Annotated in this window: 17 protein-coding genes; 10 read left to right on the forward strand and 7 right to left on the reverse strand. The window is 42.0% G+C overall.

Annotation, left to right across the window (positions count from 1 at the left end; translation table 11 throughout):
* Positions 1 to 119 precede the first annotated feature (119 nt).
* The 5 genes from miaB to mutL all read left to right on the forward strand — a co-directional run bounded on the left by miaB (position 120) and on the right by mutL (position 7497).
* Positions 120 to 1649 (forward strand): tRNA (N6-isopentenyl adenosine(37)-C2)-methylthiotransferase MiaB, encoded by a 1530-nt coding sequence (gene miaB, locus BLL41_RS04250; protein WP_014664026.1) that lies wholly within the window; start codon positions 120 to 122, stop codon positions 1647 to 1649.
* 1 nt (position 1650) lies between these two features.
* On the forward strand, positions 1651 to 2082 hold the full coding sequence (gene ricA / locus BLL41_RS04255; RefSeq protein WP_071576890.1) for a regulatory iron-sulfur-containing complex subunit RicA: 432 nt from the start codon (positions 1651 to 1653) through the stop codon (positions 2080 to 2082).
* 261 nt (positions 2083 to 2343) lie between these two features.
* Positions 2344 to 2889: an outer spore coat protein CotE gene (gene cotE / locus BLL41_RS04260; protein WP_003221022.1), complete on the forward strand. Its 546-nt coding sequence runs from the start codon at positions 2344 to 2346 to the stop codon at positions 2887 to 2889.
* Between the two features lie 132 nt (positions 2890 to 3021).
* Positions 3022 to 5598 carry a DNA mismatch repair protein MutS gene (mutS, locus tag BLL41_RS04265; protein WP_071576891.1) on the forward strand — a complete coding sequence of 859 codons (2577 nt, stop codon included), beginning with the start codon at positions 3022 to 3024 and terminating at the stop codon, positions 5596 to 5598.
* 15 nt (positions 5599 to 5613) lie between these two features.
* Positions 5614 to 7497 carry a DNA mismatch repair endonuclease MutL gene (gene mutL / locus BLL41_RS04270; protein ID WP_071576892.1) on the forward strand — a complete coding sequence of 628 codons (1884 nt, stop codon included), beginning with the start codon at positions 5614 to 5616 and terminating at the stop codon, positions 7495 to 7497.
* 441 nt (positions 7498 to 7938) lie between these two features.
* On the opposite strand, the gene BLL41_RS04275 is transcribed toward mutL, so the two are convergent.
* Positions 7939 to 8205, reverse strand: a complete 267-nt coding sequence (locus BLL41_RS04275) for a hypothetical protein (protein ID WP_071576893.1) — start codon at positions 8203 to 8205, stop codon at positions 7939 to 7941.
* Positions 8206 to 8754: 549 nt separating this feature from the next.
* Between BLL41_RS04275 and BLL41_RS23380 the strand changes: the two genes are divergently transcribed.
* On the forward strand, positions 8755 to 9312 hold the full coding sequence (locus tag BLL41_RS23380) for a BA5345 family protein (RefSeq protein WP_483295126.1): 558 nt from the start codon (positions 8755 to 8757) through the stop codon (positions 9310 to 9312).
* A 379-nt stretch (positions 9313 to 9691) separates the two neighbouring features.
* Here the strand turns inward: BLL41_RS23380 and BLL41_RS04285 are convergent, their stop codons facing one another.
* From BLL41_RS04285 to BLL41_RS04300, 3 genes are all read right to left on the reverse strand, one after another.
* Complete coding sequence (locus BLL41_RS04285) at positions 9692 to 9817, reverse strand: YjcZ family sporulation protein (protein ID WP_014664033.1); 126 nt, start codon at positions 9815 to 9817, stop codon at positions 9692 to 9694.
* 580 nt (positions 9818 to 10397) lie between these two features.
* On the reverse strand, positions 10398 to 10853 hold the full coding sequence (locus BLL41_RS04290; protein ID WP_083427918.1) for a regulatory YrvL family protein: 456 nt from the start codon (positions 10851 to 10853) through the stop codon (positions 10398 to 10400).
* 155 nt (positions 10854 to 11008) lie between these two features.
* On the reverse strand, positions 11009 to 11566 hold the full coding sequence (locus BLL41_RS04300; protein WP_071576896.1) for a hypothetical protein: 558 nt from the start codon (positions 11564 to 11566) through the stop codon (positions 11009 to 11011).
* Between the two features lie 120 nt (positions 11567 to 11686).
* On the opposite strand from BLL41_RS04300, the gene BLL41_RS04305 reads away from it, so the two are divergent.
* Positions 11687 to 12301 carry a TetR/AcrR family transcriptional regulator gene (locus BLL41_RS04305; RefSeq protein WP_071576897.1) on the forward strand — a complete coding sequence of 205 codons (615 nt, stop codon included), beginning with the start codon at positions 11687 to 11689 and terminating at the stop codon, positions 12299 to 12301.
* Between the two features lie 136 nt (positions 12302 to 12437).
* Here the strand turns inward: BLL41_RS04305 and ymzB are convergent, their stop codons facing one another.
* From ymzB to aprX, 3 genes are all read right to left on the reverse strand, one after another.
* Positions 12438 to 12794, reverse strand: a complete 357-nt coding sequence (ymzB, locus tag BLL41_RS04310; RefSeq protein ID WP_003231786.1) for a protein YmzB — start codon at positions 12792 to 12794, stop codon at positions 12438 to 12440.
* 78 nt (positions 12795 to 12872) lie between these two features.
* A complete protein-coding gene (locus tag BLL41_RS04315; protein WP_083427919.1) occupies positions 12873 to 13697 on the reverse strand; it encodes an MBL fold metallo-hydrolase in 825 nt (274 codons plus the stop codon).
* A 111-nt stretch (positions 13698 to 13808) separates the two neighbouring features.
* The gene (aprX, locus tag BLL41_RS04320) at positions 13809 to 15137 is read right to left on the reverse strand and encodes a serine protease AprX (protein ID WP_071576899.1); all 1329 of its coding nucleotides are present in this window, start codon (positions 15135 to 15137) and stop codon (positions 13809 to 13811) included.
* A 223-nt stretch (positions 15138 to 15360) separates the two neighbouring features.
* On the opposite strand from aprX, the gene BLL41_RS22960 reads away from it, so the two are divergent.
* The 3 genes from BLL41_RS22960 (at position 15361) to BLL41_RS04335 (ending at position 17104) form a co-directional block, all read left to right on the forward strand.
* Positions 15361 to 15594 (forward strand): hypothetical protein, encoded by a 234-nt coding sequence (locus tag BLL41_RS22960; protein WP_071576900.1) that lies wholly within the window; start codon positions 15361 to 15363, stop codon positions 15592 to 15594.
* A gap of 280 nt (positions 15595 to 15874) precedes the next feature.
* Complete coding sequence (locus BLL41_RS04330) at positions 15875 to 16582, forward strand: poly-gamma-glutamate hydrolase family protein (protein WP_014664055.1); 708 nt, start codon at positions 15875 to 15877, stop codon at positions 16580 to 16582.
* A gap of 69 nt (positions 16583 to 16651) precedes the next feature.
* A complete protein-coding gene (locus BLL41_RS04335) occupies positions 16652 to 17104 on the forward strand; it encodes an OsmC family protein (RefSeq protein WP_071576901.1) in 453 nt (150 codons plus the stop codon).
* The last annotated feature ends 11 nt before the right edge of the window (positions 17105 to 17115 follow it).

Genomic DNA, 17115 nt, shown 5'->3' on the forward strand with positions numbered 1-17115 from the left:
TGATTCCTTATTGATTATTATTCTCAATGAGTGTACAATGATAGGTTGCCAGTTGTGCAGAGCTTCAATAACCTTTATACTGAAGGGTGGAAGTTTGGTTTGAAAGGAGAAAATATGACATGAATGAAAAACAAAAATTAGAGAGCGGACAAGTGAATCCATCGGACAAAAAATCCGAGAAGGATTACAGCAAGTACTTTGAAGCTGTTTACATTCCGCCTTCCTTAAAAGACGCGAAAAAACGAGGCAAGGAAGCCGTTACTTATCATAATGACTTTAAAATTTCTGAACAATTTAAAGGCTTGGGAGACGGAAGAAAGTTTTATATCCGTACGTACGGCTGCCAAATGAATGAACACGATACAGAGGTTATGGCAGGGATCTTTATGGCGCTCGGTTACGAAGCGACAAACTCTGTTGACGATGCCAATGTCATTTTGTTAAACACATGCGCGATCCGTGAAAATGCCGAAAACAAGGTGTTTGGTGAGCTCGGGCATTTAAAAGCACTGAAAAAAAACAACCCGGATCTGATTTTAGGCGTGTGCGGCTGTATGTCTCAAGAGGAATCAGTCGTGAACCGGATTTTGAAAAAACATCCGTTTGTCGATATGATTTTCGGAACCCATAACATTCATCGCCTGCCGGAGCTTTTGTCAGAAGCATACCTTTCAAAAGAAATGGTCGTAGAAGTTTGGTCCAAGGAAGGAGACGTTATTGAAAACCTTCCGAAAGTCCGGAACGGAAAAATTAAGGGCTGGGTCAATATTATGTACGGCTGTGACAAATTCTGTACGTATTGCATTGTGCCTTACACACGCGGAAAAGAAAGAAGCCGCCGCCCTGAGGATATCATTCAGGAAGTGAGAAGGCTCGCAAGTGAAGGCTATAAGGAAATTACACTGTTAGGCCAAAACGTAAACGCGTATGGAAAAGACTTTGAAGATATGACGTACGGACTTGGTGATTTGATGGATGAACTGAGAAAAATCGATATCCCGAGAATCCGCTTTACAACGAGTCATCCGCGCGACTTTGACGATCGCCTCATTGAAGTGCTGGCGAAAGGCGGAAATCTGCTTGATCACATTCATCTTCCGGTTCAATCAGGAAGCTCAGAAGTTCTGAAGCTGATGGCCCGCAAATATGACAGAGAGCGTTACATGGAGCTGGTTCGAAAAATTAAAGAAGCAATGCCGAACGCTTCTTTGACAACGGACATTATCGTCGGATTTCCGAACGAAACGGACGAGCAGTTTGAAGAAACGCTTTCTTTATATCGTGAGGTGGAGTTTGACAGCGCCTATACGTTCATTTACTCTCCGCGTGAGGGCACTCCGGCTGCTAAGATGAAAGATAATGTACCGATGCGTGTGAAAAAAGAGCGCCTGCAGCGTCTAAACGCACTGGTGAATGAAATTTCTGCTAAAAAAATGAAGGAATACGAAGGCAAGGTTGTCGAAGTATTAGTTGAGGGTGAAAGCAAAAATAACCCTGATATTCTTGCCGGCTATACTGAAAAAAGCAAGCTTGTCAATTTCAAAGGACCGAAGGAAGCCATCGGCAAAATCGTCCGCGTGAAAATCCAGCAAGCGAAAACATGGTCGCTTGATGGAGAAATGGTAGGAGAAGCAATCGAGGTGAAATAAGATGACACTCTACTCAAAAAAAGACATTGTGCAGCAGGCACGGAACCTTGCAAAAATGATCTCTGAAACAGAAGAGGTTGATTTTTTCAAACGAGCTGAAGCGCAAATCAATGAGAATGACAAAGTGTCTGCAATCGTTAATCAGATTAAAGCCTTGCAAAAGCAGGCTGTCAATCTGAAGCATTATGAAAAGCATGAAGCGCTCAAACAAGTAGAAGCAAAAATTGACGCGCTGCAAGAAGAGCTTGAAGAGATTCCTGTTATCCAGGAATTCAGAGACTCGCAGATGGAGGTAAATGACCTACTGCAGCTCGTTGCACACACCATTTCCAACCAAGTCACAAATGAAATCATCACGTCAACCGGAGGCGACCTGCTTAAAGGGGAAACCGGTTCTAAGGTGAAGCATTCAAATAACAGCTGTTCTCTCTAAACACGGTGCCTTTACAGGCCCGTGTTTTTTTATCATTTATTTGGTTATAAATGAACTAAATAATCTATGTACTAAATATTCAATTGGTTTTTCTGTGCTCGGCCGCGAGTAAACTTTATCGCACTTATAAGTAAAGTTTCTAGGCACACCTGCATACAATGGAACAGAAACTTTGTATTTTTATATTTTATTTATAAAAATGCACACTAGACAAATGCCCAGCATAAGATAACACGAAGAAGAACAAGGAGGCATGCCGGAATGTCTGAATACAGGGAAATTATTACGAAGGCAGTAGTAGCGAAAGGCCGGAAATTCACCCAATGCACCAACACCATCTCGCCTGAGAAAAAACCGAGCAGCATTTTGGGTGGTTGGATTATTAACCACAAGTATGACGCTGAAAAAATTGGAAAAACGGTAGAAATTGAAGGGTATTATGATATAAACGTATGGTACTCTTACGCGGACAACACAAAGACAGAGGTTGTCACAGAACGGGTAAAATATGTAGATGTCATTAAACTCAGATACAGAGACAATAATTACTTAGATGATGAGCATGAAGTGATTGCCAAAGTGCTTCAGCAGCCAAACTGCCTTGAAGTGACCATTTCGCCGAATGGAAATAAAATCGTTGTGCAGGCAGAAAGAGAATTTTTAGCGGAAGTGGTAGGGGAAACAAAGGTAGTTGTTGAGGTCAATCCTGACTGGGAAGAGGAAGACGAGGAAGATTGGGAAGATGAGCTTGATGAAGAGCTTGAAGACATCAACCCGGAATTTTTAGTGGGAGATCCTGAAGAATAAAAAAGGGACTAGGGGAGACAGTACCCCCAAGTCTCTTTTTTATATTGATATATCATTCTTTTATCACTTTTTGTTTATGTTATAATGAAGGCTGGTAAATAGAAACGAAGATACATAGTGAGGGATTAAACAATGGCCGGTTATACGCCTATGATACAGCAATATTTAAAAATTAAGGCAGAGCACCAGGATGCCTTTTTATTTTTTCGACTGGGTGATTTTTACGAAATGTTTTTTGAGGACGCTAAAAAAGCGTCACAAGAGCTGGAAATTACGTTAACGAGCAGAGACGGCGGTGCGGCAGAAAAAATACCGATGTGCGGTGTGCCGTATCATTCTGCTTCCGCGTATATTGAACAGCTTATTAAAAAAGGATACAAAGTGGCGATCTGTGAACAGACGGAAGATCCGAAGGCCGCAAAGGGTGTTGTAAAAAGAGAAGTGGTTCAGCTTATTACGCCCGGAACTGTAATGGACGGCAAAGGCATCCATGAATCGGAAAATAACTTTATTGCATCTGTTTCAGCCTGCTCGAATGGATACGGACTTGCGCTTTCCGATTTAACAACGGGAGAAAATTTGGCTGTTTTGATTGAACGACTTGAAGACGTCATATCAGAAATTTATTCAGTCGGCGCACGGGAAATCGTGGTTTCAGGAAGCTTGGATGCCGATACAGTGGCACAGCTGAGAGAGCGGTGCGGTGCAACGATCTCAATTGAAGACGGAGAAACAGACGAACACGTAACGATCATTGAGCACTTAAATAATGAAGATATAACAAAAACGTTTATGCGCTTATATACGTATTTGAAAAGAACCCAAAAGCGCAGCCTTGATCATCTTCAGCCCTTGCAGGTGTATGAGCTTGAGGAAGCGATGAAAATTGACTTGTACTCAAAGCGTAATCTGGAGCTGACCGAAACGATCCGTTCGAAAAATAAAAAAGGCTCCCTTCTATGGCTGCTGGATGAAACAAAAACGGCAATGGGAGGCCGGCTTCTTAAACAGTGGATTGACCGGCCGCTTATCAGAGTCAATCAAATCGAAGAGCGTCAAGAAATGGTGGAAACATTGATGTCCCATTTCTTTGAACGGGAAGATCTGCGTGAACGATTAAAAGAAGTATATGACTTAGAACGTCTTGCCGGCCGCGTGGCATTCGGAAATGTTAATGCCCGGGATTTGATTCAGCTGAAGGAATCGTTAAAGCAAGTGCCTGGCATCAAACAGCTGGTTGCTTCACTTGCTCATGACAAGGCCAAGGAACGTTCAGAGCGTATTGACCCTTGCGGAGATGTACTTGAACTGCTGGAAGAAGCGCTGTACGAAAACCCTCCTTTATCGTTAAAAGAAGGGAACTTGATAAAAGACGGTTACAATCAAAAGCTTGATGAATACCGTGATGCAAGCAGAAACGGAAAAGACTGGATTGCCCGCCTGGAACAGCAGGAGCGGGAATACACAGGCATTCGCTCTTTAAAGGTGGGCTTTAATAAAGTTTTCGGTTATTACATTGAAGTGACAAAAGCAAATTTGCATTTGCTTGAGGAAGGGCGTTATGAGCGGAAGCAGACGTTAACGAATGCAGAGCGCTACATTACACCAGAATTAAAAGAAAAAGAAGCGCTCATTTTAGAAGCGGAAAATAACATCTGTGAGCTTGAGTACGAGCTGTTTACCGAGCTGCGCGAGAAAGTGAAGCAGTATATTCCGCGGCTTCAGCAGCTTGCAAAACAGATGAGTGAGCTGGACGCGCTGCAATGCTTTGCGACAATCAGTGAAAATCGCCACTACACGAAACCGGAGTTCTCTAAAGATGAAGTCGAAGTGATTGAAGGCAGACACCCGGTTGTTGAAAAAGTCATGGACAGCCAGGAATATGTCCCGAACAACTGTATGATGGGCGATAACAGACAAATGCTTCTCATTACAGGTCCAAACATGTCAGGGAAAAGCACGTATATGAGACAAATCGCGCTCATTTCCATTATGGCGCAAATCGGCTGCTTTGTACCCGCGAAAAAAGCGGTGCTTCCGATCTTTGATCAAATTTTTACGCGAATCGGCGCTGCAGATGATTTGATTTCCGGACAAAGTACATTTATGGTAGAAATGCTTGAAGCGAAAAATGCGATTGTCAATGCGACGAAAAACAGCCTCATTCTGTTCGATGAAATCGGGCGGGGCACGTCCACTTATGACGGCATGGCGCTGGCACAGGCGATTATTGAGTATGTTCACGATCATATCGGCGCCAAGACGCTGTTCAGCACACACTATCACGAGCTGACCGTTCTGGAGGACAAGCTGCCTCAGCTGAAAAATGTTCATGTTCGCGCTGAAGAATATAATGGAACGGTTGTCTTTCTTCATCAAATAAAAGAAGGTGCCGCTGATAAAAGCTATGGTATCCATGTAGCTCAGCTTGCTGAGCTGCCTGAAGATCTCATTGCGCGCGCTCAAGATATTTTAAAAGAGCTGGAGCAGTCAGGAAACAAACCGGAGGTGCCCGTGCAGAAACTCCAGGTGAAAGAAGAACCGGCACAGCTGTCCTTTTTTGCCGAGGCGGAAAAGCTGGCTGAAACACCAAAGCTTTCTAAAAAAGAAAAGCAGGTGCTCGATGCCTTCAAATCACTTAATATACTGGATATGACACCGCTTGAAGCGATGAATGAAATGTACAAGCTGCAAAAGAAATTACATTAAAACGGGGTGATGAATGTGGCAAAAGTCATCCAGCTGTCAGATGAGCTTTCAAATAAAATAGCGGCGGGCGAGGTTGTGGAACGGCCCGCCTCAGTCGTCAAGGAATTGGTGGAAAATGCGATCGACGCTGACAGCACAGTCATTGAAATCGATATTGAGGAAGCAGGACTTGCATCCATTCGGGTTTTGGATAACGGCGAAGGAATGGAGAATGAAGATTGCAAACGTGCTTTCCGCCGCCACGCAACGAGTAAAATAAAAGATGAAAATGATTTATTCAGGGTGAGAACGCTTGGTTTTAGGGGAGAGGCCCTGCCGAGTATCGCGTCAGTTTCTCATCTGGAGATTACGACAAGCACTGGTGAAGGAGCTGGGACGAAGCTCGTCCTTCAAGGAGGAAACATCATTTCCGAATCGCGGTCCTCAAGCAGGAAGGGAACTGAAATTGTCGTTTCCAACTTGTTTTTTAACACACCCGCCCGTTTGAAATATATGAAAACCGTTCATACAGAGCTTGGAAACATTACAGACGTGGTTAACCGTATTGCTCTGGCGCATCCAGAGGTATCGATCCGCCTGCGCCATCATGGGAAAAACCTGCTTCAAACGAACGGAAACGGGGATGTTCGCCATGTACTGGCAGCGATTTACGGAACTGCTGTCGCCAAAAAAATGCTTCCGCTGCATGTAAGCTCTTTGGATTTTGAAGTAAAGGGATATATTGCCCTCCCAGAGATTACACGGGCGTCGAGAAACTATATGTCGTCGGTGGTCAATGGCCGTTACATTAAAAATTTCCCGCTCGTCAAAGCGGTTCATGAAGGATATCATACGCTTCTGCCGATCGGACGTCATCCAATCACCTTTATAGAAATTACGATGGACCCGATTTTAGTCGATGTCAACGTGCATCCATCGAAGCTTGAGGTCCGACTCAGCAAGGAAACAGAGCTTCATGACTTAATACGTGACGGAATTAAAGATGTGTTTAAACAGCAGCAGCTGATTCCGAGTGCCCAGCTCCCGAAAAAATCAGCACCTGCCATCAAAAATGAGCAGCAGTTCATAACCTTTGATGAAAAACCTGCGGAAAGAAAAGTTCCGAAAAAACCGACTGCGCCATCTTATTCACCAATGAAGCTCAGCTCAGTCGTGAAAGAGGAGGTTGACGCGGAGGAAGAATTGCCTCCTATTCAATTTGATGCTCAACCTATCGTTGATCAGGAACAAACCCTTGAGGTGTCCGATGTTTCAGAAGAACAGACTGAAACATATGAGCAGGAATACCATGAGGATCAGCCACAGGCAACGTCCGAGCGGGTTCCGATTATGTACCCGATCGGCCAGATGCACGGGACTTATATATTGGCACAAAATGAAAATGGCCTGTATATTATCGACCAGCACGCCGCCCAAGAACGTATTAAATACGAGTACTTCCGTGAAAAAGTGGGGGAGGTTGAGCCTGAGGTCCAGGATATGATTGTACCGCTGACGTTCCACTACTCCACAAACGAGGCTTTGATTATCGAACAGCACAAACAAGAGCTCGAAAGTGTTGGTGTCTTTTTAGAGTCATTTGGGTCAAACAGCTACATCGTCCGCTGCCACCCGGCCTGGTTTCCAAAGGGAGAAGAAGCCGAGCTGATAGAAGAAATCATTCAGCAGGTGCTCGACTCCAAACATATTGATATTAAAAAACTCCGTGAGGAAGCGGCGATTATGATGAGCTGCAAAGGCTCCATCAAAGCAAATCGCCACCTCAGAAACGACGAAATCAAAGCGCTTCTGGACGACCTCCGAAGCACATCAGACCCATTTACTTGCCCGCACGGCCGCCCGATCATCATACACCATTCCACTTATGAGATGGAAAAGATGTTCAAACGCGTGATGTAGGGGGGTGGCGAAGGGGAATATACCCTTTGCCCATATTTTGCCCATGCATTTCAAGCATTGAGATATTTCTTCGGAATTGATCAATGCTTTTTTTGATTTTGTGACCGTAATAAAACTACTTTAAGCAGGCGAACTATTTGTTCATCCCCATATGCTATGGAGCGAGCAAAGGAGATTTGGTGATATACTTGTGATGAATTTCACTTCTCAAAGCGGGGTACAGATTCATTTTTAGAAAGTTATTTGGGTTCTTTCAGGCAAATATCTGTAAAGTGTGATAAAACTAATGGCTGGCTTCTTGATGGGGAGTTTTATTCTTTGCGATTGCAGTCCTGCTGGGGATAGGGGGATGAAGGGATTGCGAGAATTCGAGAAGTGGCATATTTATTGGATTTGAACTGAAAGAAGGCTGGCGTAAAAAAGAGGGAGACCCCCTATATATTAGTAACAACGTTCATAATTTCCATACCAAATTCCACTCCATGAGGTAACACCTTTTAGATACCACTTATAAACGCCGTCATCATAGACGTTGGGTATTTCATTTCTTGAATTATAAGGTCCGAATTGTTTTACTATACAAGTTTTTAGTGCGTTTGCCTCGGTAGTTGTGTTTGTGGTCGAAGAAGTGGTTGCAAATGCAGGAGCTGCTGAAACAAGTAAAGCAAGTGATAAAGCTGAACCAGTTAACACTTTTTTCAATTTCATTTTAAACACTCCTTTTTAAATTTTTTCTGTTACAATATAAGACTTCTACGAAAGTAATTATTTCCCTTGTAAATAAATGTTAATTATTTGTGAACTTGTTTTATGATCGACTACAGATGCCCTGAATGTGATTAGAGCGAGTTAGATAAAAAAATCTGCTCAGGTGCCAGCTGCCTGAAATGCGGCTGCGGCATATGCGTTGAGGGGGAGATTATAAATTGATGGAATTAAATAGGGATAATAAATGAGAAGGAGAATTAAATGAGTTTAGATCAAGCTTTGAATGAATTATTTAAGTTATTAAAAATCCCAATTTAGCGGTTTAGTTAAAAGTAAAATAATTTTTGGCACAAACATGGCATGATAACGGCACACCATTTTGTTTTCAGTCATGGAGTATATAAGTAATAAATTGAGGAGCGGCACTGCTAATGAGGGGGGCCTTTAATTTTTGCTACTAATAAAACTATGTACTAAATTTTCAATCGTGAAAGTAATTTCGTGATTAAGGAGAGTAAGTTTCGCAAATAGTTCGACAAATTCTGCGAATTGTTCCTTTATCCTCTCCTTTTACCGATAATAAGGTGGGGGAGAGATGACATCAATTTTGAAACTAAATATCTGATCAGATGGGGTATACCAGGATGTTTTTTTACTGATGAGTTTATGGCCATTTGCTATATTTCTAAAGGCGTACCTGTTAATGATCCAGTGAAAAGTATTAGCTTTATTTTTAGTACAGCGGTTATTGGCGTAGTAATTGGCTACCTCATCTATCAAGTTTATTTTGCTTATGATTGGTTGTTAGGTCTCTCGGAGAGGGAGTTTATAAATGGTGACGAACTGTCTCTTAGACCATGGGGAAAGTGGTATCATTTCAACAAACGAAGTGAATATAGAAAATACAAGGCCAAACAATACTACAGGTTGGAATTCGAATGGCAAAATGAATTATCGAAAATTACTGACGAAAACAAGCGTAACTATATTGCGACATGGTTTTCACATTTATTATCGACAACTCATGGTTTAGGAGCTCTGTGCTGGTCGTTATTTATATCTTTATTTGTAAATTTGCTTCACCTAAGTTACTCTTTTACTATGTGAGAACATTGCTTCATACTGGATCAATTGTTTTAAATTGCATTATAATTTTGCTTATTTTATTACCTTCTATCGCCAATCAAAAGTATTACTCGCGTAATGTTAATGAATGTAGAATGCACTTTTTAAATGAATTTAAAAAATAGAGCGCCTTATAAAGGTGCTTTTTTATGTTCTCTGTAAACTGCTTCCGGTAAATCTCAAGATAGACAATTGGCGGTTAACGGCTTTAGTGCGGTGGCAGTTTAGACTGAATATTTGCTCCGTTTAGAAACTTTGTCGGCATGTTTCGGCAACAATCACATGGCAAAACGCCATAAAAACTTCTTATGGCGTCTGCCGTACAGGGAGGTGAGTCAAAAAGACTTTGGATACTCTGAGATTAGTAAAGGAATGAAGCACCAACAATGATCAACAAGATGAACAACACTACGATCAGTACGAAGCTGCTTCCGCCTGAATATCCGCCGCCAGAGTATCCACCAGAATATCCACCGTAGAATCCCATGATGTCACCTCCTTTAGTAGAGATAGAAAAAGGTATGCGAAACAATAACTTTCGACATAGTTTTAAGTCTAAAAAAGAAGAAATGAATATTTTGTCTAAAGGTGTACCAGTGGATTTCAGCAAACTATTAACATTTGTACCTCACATTCATCCGCAGTAGTTGCGATGGAACATCCTTATTAAAATACATCTTGCATCAACCCCTGATGAAGTTTTGCGATATCAATTGGAGTGTCATATTATAGGAAACGGTTGTAAACGTGCGATCAGTGTTAACCCATTATACTTCTCAGGAATATCCATCTACATAACGAAATTTACATTTACAGGTAATTTGAAATAATGTATATTTTGGATGAGGGGGGTGGAAACACATGGCATGTGGTCCAAAGATAATTGTCTTTTTGGATGAACTTGATGATCCGAATGTAAGAATCATTTTAGAATGCAGAATTTAAAGTACAACATTGTGTTTTGCTCCCTGTTCGTGTGAACAGGGAGTTTTATTTTTTTCCGTTTTATAACTGGTGATGTCAAAATATAAGGAGTTATGAATTCCCCATATCTGCCATCGGCATTTTTAAGCGGCTTCTCTATTTGGCTGGTTATCAAAAGCAAGTTCAATGAAACCCATCAAAGCTGATATCACAACAAGCAAGACATCTGGAATATAAATAGACTGCATAAAGTAATCTGCAAAACAGATCGTTATAAGATTGCTGATAAAGTACAGTATAAAAGCAAAAAGTGCAGTCTTTTTCAATGAAAGTGCTTTTGCCAAAATGATAGAGATCATCTTTGTGAGTGGGTCTATGATCACGCCTACAGCAAAGCATGCTAAAATAAATAAAGCTAATGTTTGATTGGAAGCGTATGTGATGCCAAGTATGGAGAATAATCCTTTCATCCCGAAGAAAAAGCCGCCGAAGATGACTGCAAGTGCAATAGCCACGATAAAAATGACAGATACAATTCCGATTAATTTTGATTTCAGGTTAAAATCCTTAGAGTGCTCGTTCTGTTCTTTTTGGCACAAGTATGACACTCCCTTCACCTGCTTACTCATACAAACCGTTATCCTTGAATGAACCCAAAATATCTATAAGTCTGTTTTCCGACGAAAATAGTATAGCATATTTTAACAAAACCAAAAAAGGTCCTTTCCACTGGGGAAGGGCCTTTTTCATCATGTTAACTCCTGAGATTCGCCGAAGCTTTCTCTTTTTTTGGCCAAATAAAATAGCTGGCTGTAATGAGAAAGTCAATGCCTATAATGACAGTCCACAGTTTAAGAATGCCGCTCAATGCCTCGGTTCGGGCAGAGTCATTGATAAAATAAATCATCCCTGCCAATAGTCCCGCACCAATTAAGTAGGCCAGCACATGTCTTAGCCACCCTTTCGCACCGTGCTTGGCATGATCCATTCCAAAACGTTTCATAGGTTTTGCGCCTTTTTTTGTTACATAATATTGAAATTTTTCATCTGCCCATTGAATCATTTGTTTCCCATAAGCGATCGATATACCGATGTAAACAGCTGCAATCCCATGTGCTGCGGTCGCTGAGGCTCCGCGGTAAAGGTCCACACCAGTTGCCGCTAATAAGATCAAATCGATAACTGGAGTTAAGGCAAGGAATAGCAGTCCTAATGTATGTCGTTTGAATAGGTAGCGTACAGCAAGCCCCAAAACAATGACAACCCAAAACGCAATTTCACAGAAAACAATCATCCATGCGATACCGTTCAATCCATTCCCCTCTTTTCAGTACAGTTGTATTATTTAAATAATATGTTACCACCTTTGTTTTTGTAACACAACTGTATTATAAAAATTGCCCTCTCATTTTTTTCTTGTTACAATAAAGCTATGCCAAAACAAATTGACCATGAGAAAAGAAGAAAACAAATTGCAGAAGCAACGTGGCGCGTCATTTTAGAACGGGGGATGGAGGGAGCATCAGCTAGGAACATTGCAAAGGAAGCAGGATTGTCACTAGGTGCGCTGCGCCATTATTTCACTACACAGGATGAACTGCTAGCTTTTGCAATGAAACTTGTTCAAGAAAAGGTGATGGCTCGAATTAAGGATATTGCAATGAAAGATTTGCTCCCTAAGGAAAAAGTGTTGCACATTTTGCTTGAAATTGTCCCAACGAATGAAGAAACGATAAGAGAGATGGAGGTTTGGTTTGCTTTTACTGCTTACGCCAGACATAAGAAGGATATGTTTGATGCGAATCATGACGGGATTTTCAGCGGCATGCGGAATCTGATTGCCTATTTAGATGAATCCGATTTACTGAAGCAGAATGCTGATAAAAACATTGAAGCTGAGAGGCTTTACGCGCTTGTTGACGGCTTGGCTTTACATGCGATGCTTGACCCTGTACGAGTGAATAAAGACAGAATCGAGCGGGTCATTATGCAGCATGTAGAGTCAATTTGCGTGGAAGATACACGCGAGAAAGAAGAGAAGGAATAATGATAAAGCTGAAAAAAATCGGTTCAATAAAGTGTCATCTATTTATCCTAAGCATTACTGGATAGCTTGATGTAAAGCAGCGCCTTTGACAGAAAGCTCAAAGGCGCTAAGCTGCATTATTTGATGAAAGTGAGTGTCAGCTGTGCTGGATATCAATTGTATATACTGCACGATCTGTTACGACCTTCAATCCTTCGTTTTCTTGGTGAATATGAATATCACCTAATAAAGGAATCTCATAGGCATTTTGCGGAAGCGGCACGTTTCCGTCCTCAGTGAAGGTTGTTCCTTCGCCTTCTAAAACGAGCTCTTCTTTCGCTACATAGTCATCAGGGTGATTCGTACTGCGTATAGCCACTTTTTGAAGGTGGAGAACAATCTGATCCAAGTCTGATATTTCTTCATCATGGGTCAATTCACCTTTTCTAATATCAAGCGTCTGGCCGACTTTTGATTCCAGCCATTGAGAGAGCTGTGTATTCGTGTGTGCCATCAATATTCCTCCTTTTGATCTACACGATACTATTCCCAATTGCTGCATCATTTACACAGAAAAGAGCCGCCTCACCCCTTATGTATGAAACAATTCGCTGTTTAAAGCCTTGATATAACGTATGGCAGAACGCTGGACCGCTTCGCCGGCATTTTCTTTGACAACTTTAGAAAAAGCATTGTAAAGCCGGTTGAATTGAAGCGATTTCACTTTGGCTGCTATTTCTTCAACCTTGGAGGCGGGAAGGGGAATGAGATTTGGATAGCTGTACATAAAGCTGACCCAGTTTCGATCCGCTGCAACCGTAATGATATCTCCAGTCAATAGACACCCGTTCCCTTTATTGCCGTTGATCCAATGAAGAACAGCACCGCCTTTAAAATGTCCGCCCAGTCGGTAAAGGTCCAGTCCCGGCTTTATGCTGAGCGTTTCCCCTGACCAGAAGTGAATGTGCTTGCTTGGCCTTGTCACCCATTTTTTGTCATCTTCATGGATGTAGATCGGTGCCTGAAACGCTTCAGCCCACTCAACCTGAGTAGAGTAATAATGTGGATGAGATAAAGCGATGGCTTGAATACCGCCTAATTCGTTAATTTGGTCAATTGTCCTTTGGTCAAAATATGAAATGCAATCCCACAGCACATTACAGTCCTTATGCTGGATCAGATGAGCTGTTTGTCCGATCGCAAACTCTGGTTCAGTTTTGATGCTGTATAGATGGTCTTCTTCCTTTTTGAGGATGTTTTGAAGGTTTCCTTTCTCACGCATGTCTTCAAGAGTTGTCCAAGTTTGTCCATCAGGATGAATATACTGTCTTTCATCCTCACAAATCAGACACGAGCTGGGCGGCTTCACAGTCTGTGCATGCTGCACACCGCATGTGTTGCAGATATAATATGGCACTTTCTTCACTTCCTTCATCTATTTCCCATTATTTTACCTTATGATTATAAATATTCAAACAAAAAAACCGGCAGTTCTGCTGAGAGAGAATTGCCGGCTTTTTGATGCTGTTTATTGGCCGGGAACGGAATTTTCCGCGTTGACAGCGCCCGCTCCGTACACATTCGGATCTTCATCTTTCCATTTGTCCGTGCCGTTTTTCAAAAGCTCTTTTACTTCATCAGGGGTAAGATCCGGGTTTTGCTGGAGAATTAAAGCTGCGATTCCTGCGCAAATTGGTGTTGCCATCGAGGTTCCTGACATTGTGAAGTACTGAGATCCTACACGGCTTGACTTTTGGAGCTTATCAATATAAGAATTCGGAGAGCGAAGGGAAATAATATTAACACCCGGCGCTAAAATATCGGGCTTTTCTTTCCCGTATACTGTTGGACCGCGGCTTGAGAAGGAAGCGACCGTATCATCATCGCTGCTTGCAGTATCGTTATCATCAAGCGCACCTACTGTAATCACCTTTTCGCTCACGCCCGGGCTTGCAATGGTCTGCGAATCAGGGCCTGAGTTTCCGGCAGCGACACAGACGACAATCCCTGCGTTCCACGCTTCTTCAACCGCTCTGACTAACGGATCTTCCTGTTCATGATCATATCTAAGGGCATCGCCCCCGAGCGACATACTCATAATATCAATCGGTTCATCAGGGTTGTCCTCATTGTATTGAATACACCACTCGACACCCTCTATAATATCTGCTAACGTTCCTGAACCCTGCTTGTTTAATACCTTTACGCCGATGAGATTGGCTTCCGGTGCAGGTCCGCGGTATTTTCCGGAAGAGGATGCGCCGCTGCTTGCGACATCACCTGCACAATGTGTGCCATGACCATTATCATCATATGGCTCTGTTTTTTGATTGACCATGTCCACGAACCCGATAACTCTGCCTTCTAGATCAGGATGCGGGTAGATTCCTGTATCGACAACTGCGACAGTAATTCCTTTTCCTGTCAGGGTTTGCCCGTTTCGGACGACTTCCCTCGCATGGCTTGCTTCGGTTGCCGTGTCTAAAAGCGCTTTGACTTCGCGGTTTAAATACACCTTACGGATATTGCTGCATTCAGAAAGAAGAGAATGTAATGCTGAGGGGGTAACCTCCGCGCTGCAGCAGTTGATTTTGTTGAAGCGGCTTTTTAGCTTACTGCGTTTTTCTTTTTGCAGCACCTCTCCAGCCATTTGAAAGCCGGTCTCGTGACAGCCTTCCTCAAATTCAATAATGACTGACATTCTTTTTCTGTTTTTCAACTTGGTTTCGAAAAAATTATGCAAGAAGCAAGGAGTCCATTTGAAGGGCTTGTAAAGCTGCAATACGGTTTCCCGTAACGGCCAATCTAGCTTATGAGCATTTGCTCTCACCATTTGTACCATAGAGTACCCAAACATGTATTTTCCTCCTACTATAAAGTTCTCTGTATACTCTATGAACAGATGATAGGTTTGGTAAGTTTGTTTGTCCTTTATAAGAGGCGGATAAGAGTTTGTTTTTATGAATCATTCGCATTAGATACGATGGCTGCAGGGGTTGAGGAAATCATTGGGGATTGAAAAGGAACGTTTGTTCGTATTATAATGTGATCATATCAAACTGGGAAGGGGAGAGCAGCTGATGAATTTCTACTTGCACCGATCTTTGGAAAGCCAAATGCCAATCAGCATTATATATATGAAGAAAGACGGAACAATTAGTAAAAGAACGATTATTGTAAGGCAGAAAAGCAAAACGAAAATCAAAGCATTTTGTTTTTCGAAACAACAGATCAGAACATTTTTGTTGGACTCTATCCTCTCCTGTGACTTCGTGAGAACAAATAAGAAAAAACTTTATTTTGCAGGCCAGTAACAGGCTGTCCGTCTCAGCAAGCGGACAGCCTGTTACGAAAACCCTCCTTAAACCTCTATACATTTATTTGCCAAGTGAGGTTGTTCCTACCTTTTTTGTCTTTCCTCTCAACCTTTTTTCACTCTTATTTGAAATGAACCGCTAATAACCGTGACAATCAATTGATTTTTTGAAACCGGGAACTTTTTCACTGATGATATCGTGTATACAATGGTAAGATAAAACCTATTGGCTAAACCTCATATAATGAACCGTGCCATTCTTATGAAAGGAGTTAAACATGAGAAGATTTTTACTAAATGTCATATTAGTCTTAGCCATTGTCTTGTTCTTGAGATATGTTCATTACTCATTAGAACCTGAACCATCAAATCAGCCAGATACATATTCAAATTTCAGCAGCTTGGCAGAGAATGAGAGCCCAGCCGATTACGATATTTCATATAATGAGAAAAAAGGAAGCAAAGTCTTAATTATGTCTCCGCATGGCGGAAGAATTGAAGGCGGAGTAAGTGAGCTTGTTCGGTATTTCAATCATGAATACTCTACATACCTGTTTGAAGGGTTGAAGTCCCATGATAACCAAACGCTCCATATTACAAGCACCAATTTTGATGAGCCATTAGCTAAAAAGAAAATCAAGGAGCATCAATATGTTGTGGCTTTTCATGGATATAAAGGGGAGAACAAGAATACCCTTGTAGGGGGAACGGACCGAAAGCGGGCGAAAATGATTGTGAGAGCTCTTGAGCGGAGAGGTTTTTCCGCTGAGTTAGCGTCGTCTAAAAGCGGTCTCGCTGGATTGAATGCCGAAAACATTAACAACCAAGGAGAAACGGGGCTAAGTATACAGCTGGAAATCAGCCGCGAGCAGAGAGAAGCATTTTTTGATGATTTTTATTATAAAAATAGGAAATACACAAAGAATAGTGAATTTTATGCTTATGTCAGTGCGATCAAAGGTGTCCTGGAAAAAGAGTATTCGTAACAAGCAGATCAGGAGACAAAATACGAGAAGATCAGTAGACTGAAATAGGATGAAAAAGGAGGTAAAACAATGGCAGATCATCATTTTTATTTAAAAGCGAACTGGCCGGGTAAACGCAATGATGTCGGTACGATCGAAAGCGGTAACCTGATCACATCGATTTCCATCCCTAAAGAAATGGATGGACCGGGAGAAGGGACCAACCCTGATGAAATGCTCCTCGGTGCGGCAGCGACCTGTTACATTATTACACTTGCAGCGATGATGGAGAGAAGCGGGCTGGAAAAAGAAGACTTGCAGATGGAGTCAGAAGGTATTGTCGACGTCACAAAAGGAGTCTTTACATACAAAAAGATCATTCACCGTCCCTCTGTTGTGCTTAAACATGATGCTTCACAAGACGATATTGCATTGGCGCACAAGCTTTGTGAAAAAGCGGAGTCGTCATGCATGATTTCGCGCGCGATTCAAGGGAATGTCGAGCTGCGGCTTGAAGCCTCTGTAAAAGTGGGTGGAGAATAATGAAAACAGAC

Origin of the sequence: Bacillus sp. FMQ74 (genome assembly GCF_001875785.1) — a bacterium.
In the GTDB taxonomy this organism is placed as follows: Bacteria; Bacillota; Bacilli; order Bacillales; family Bacillaceae; genus Bacillus; species Bacillus stercoris.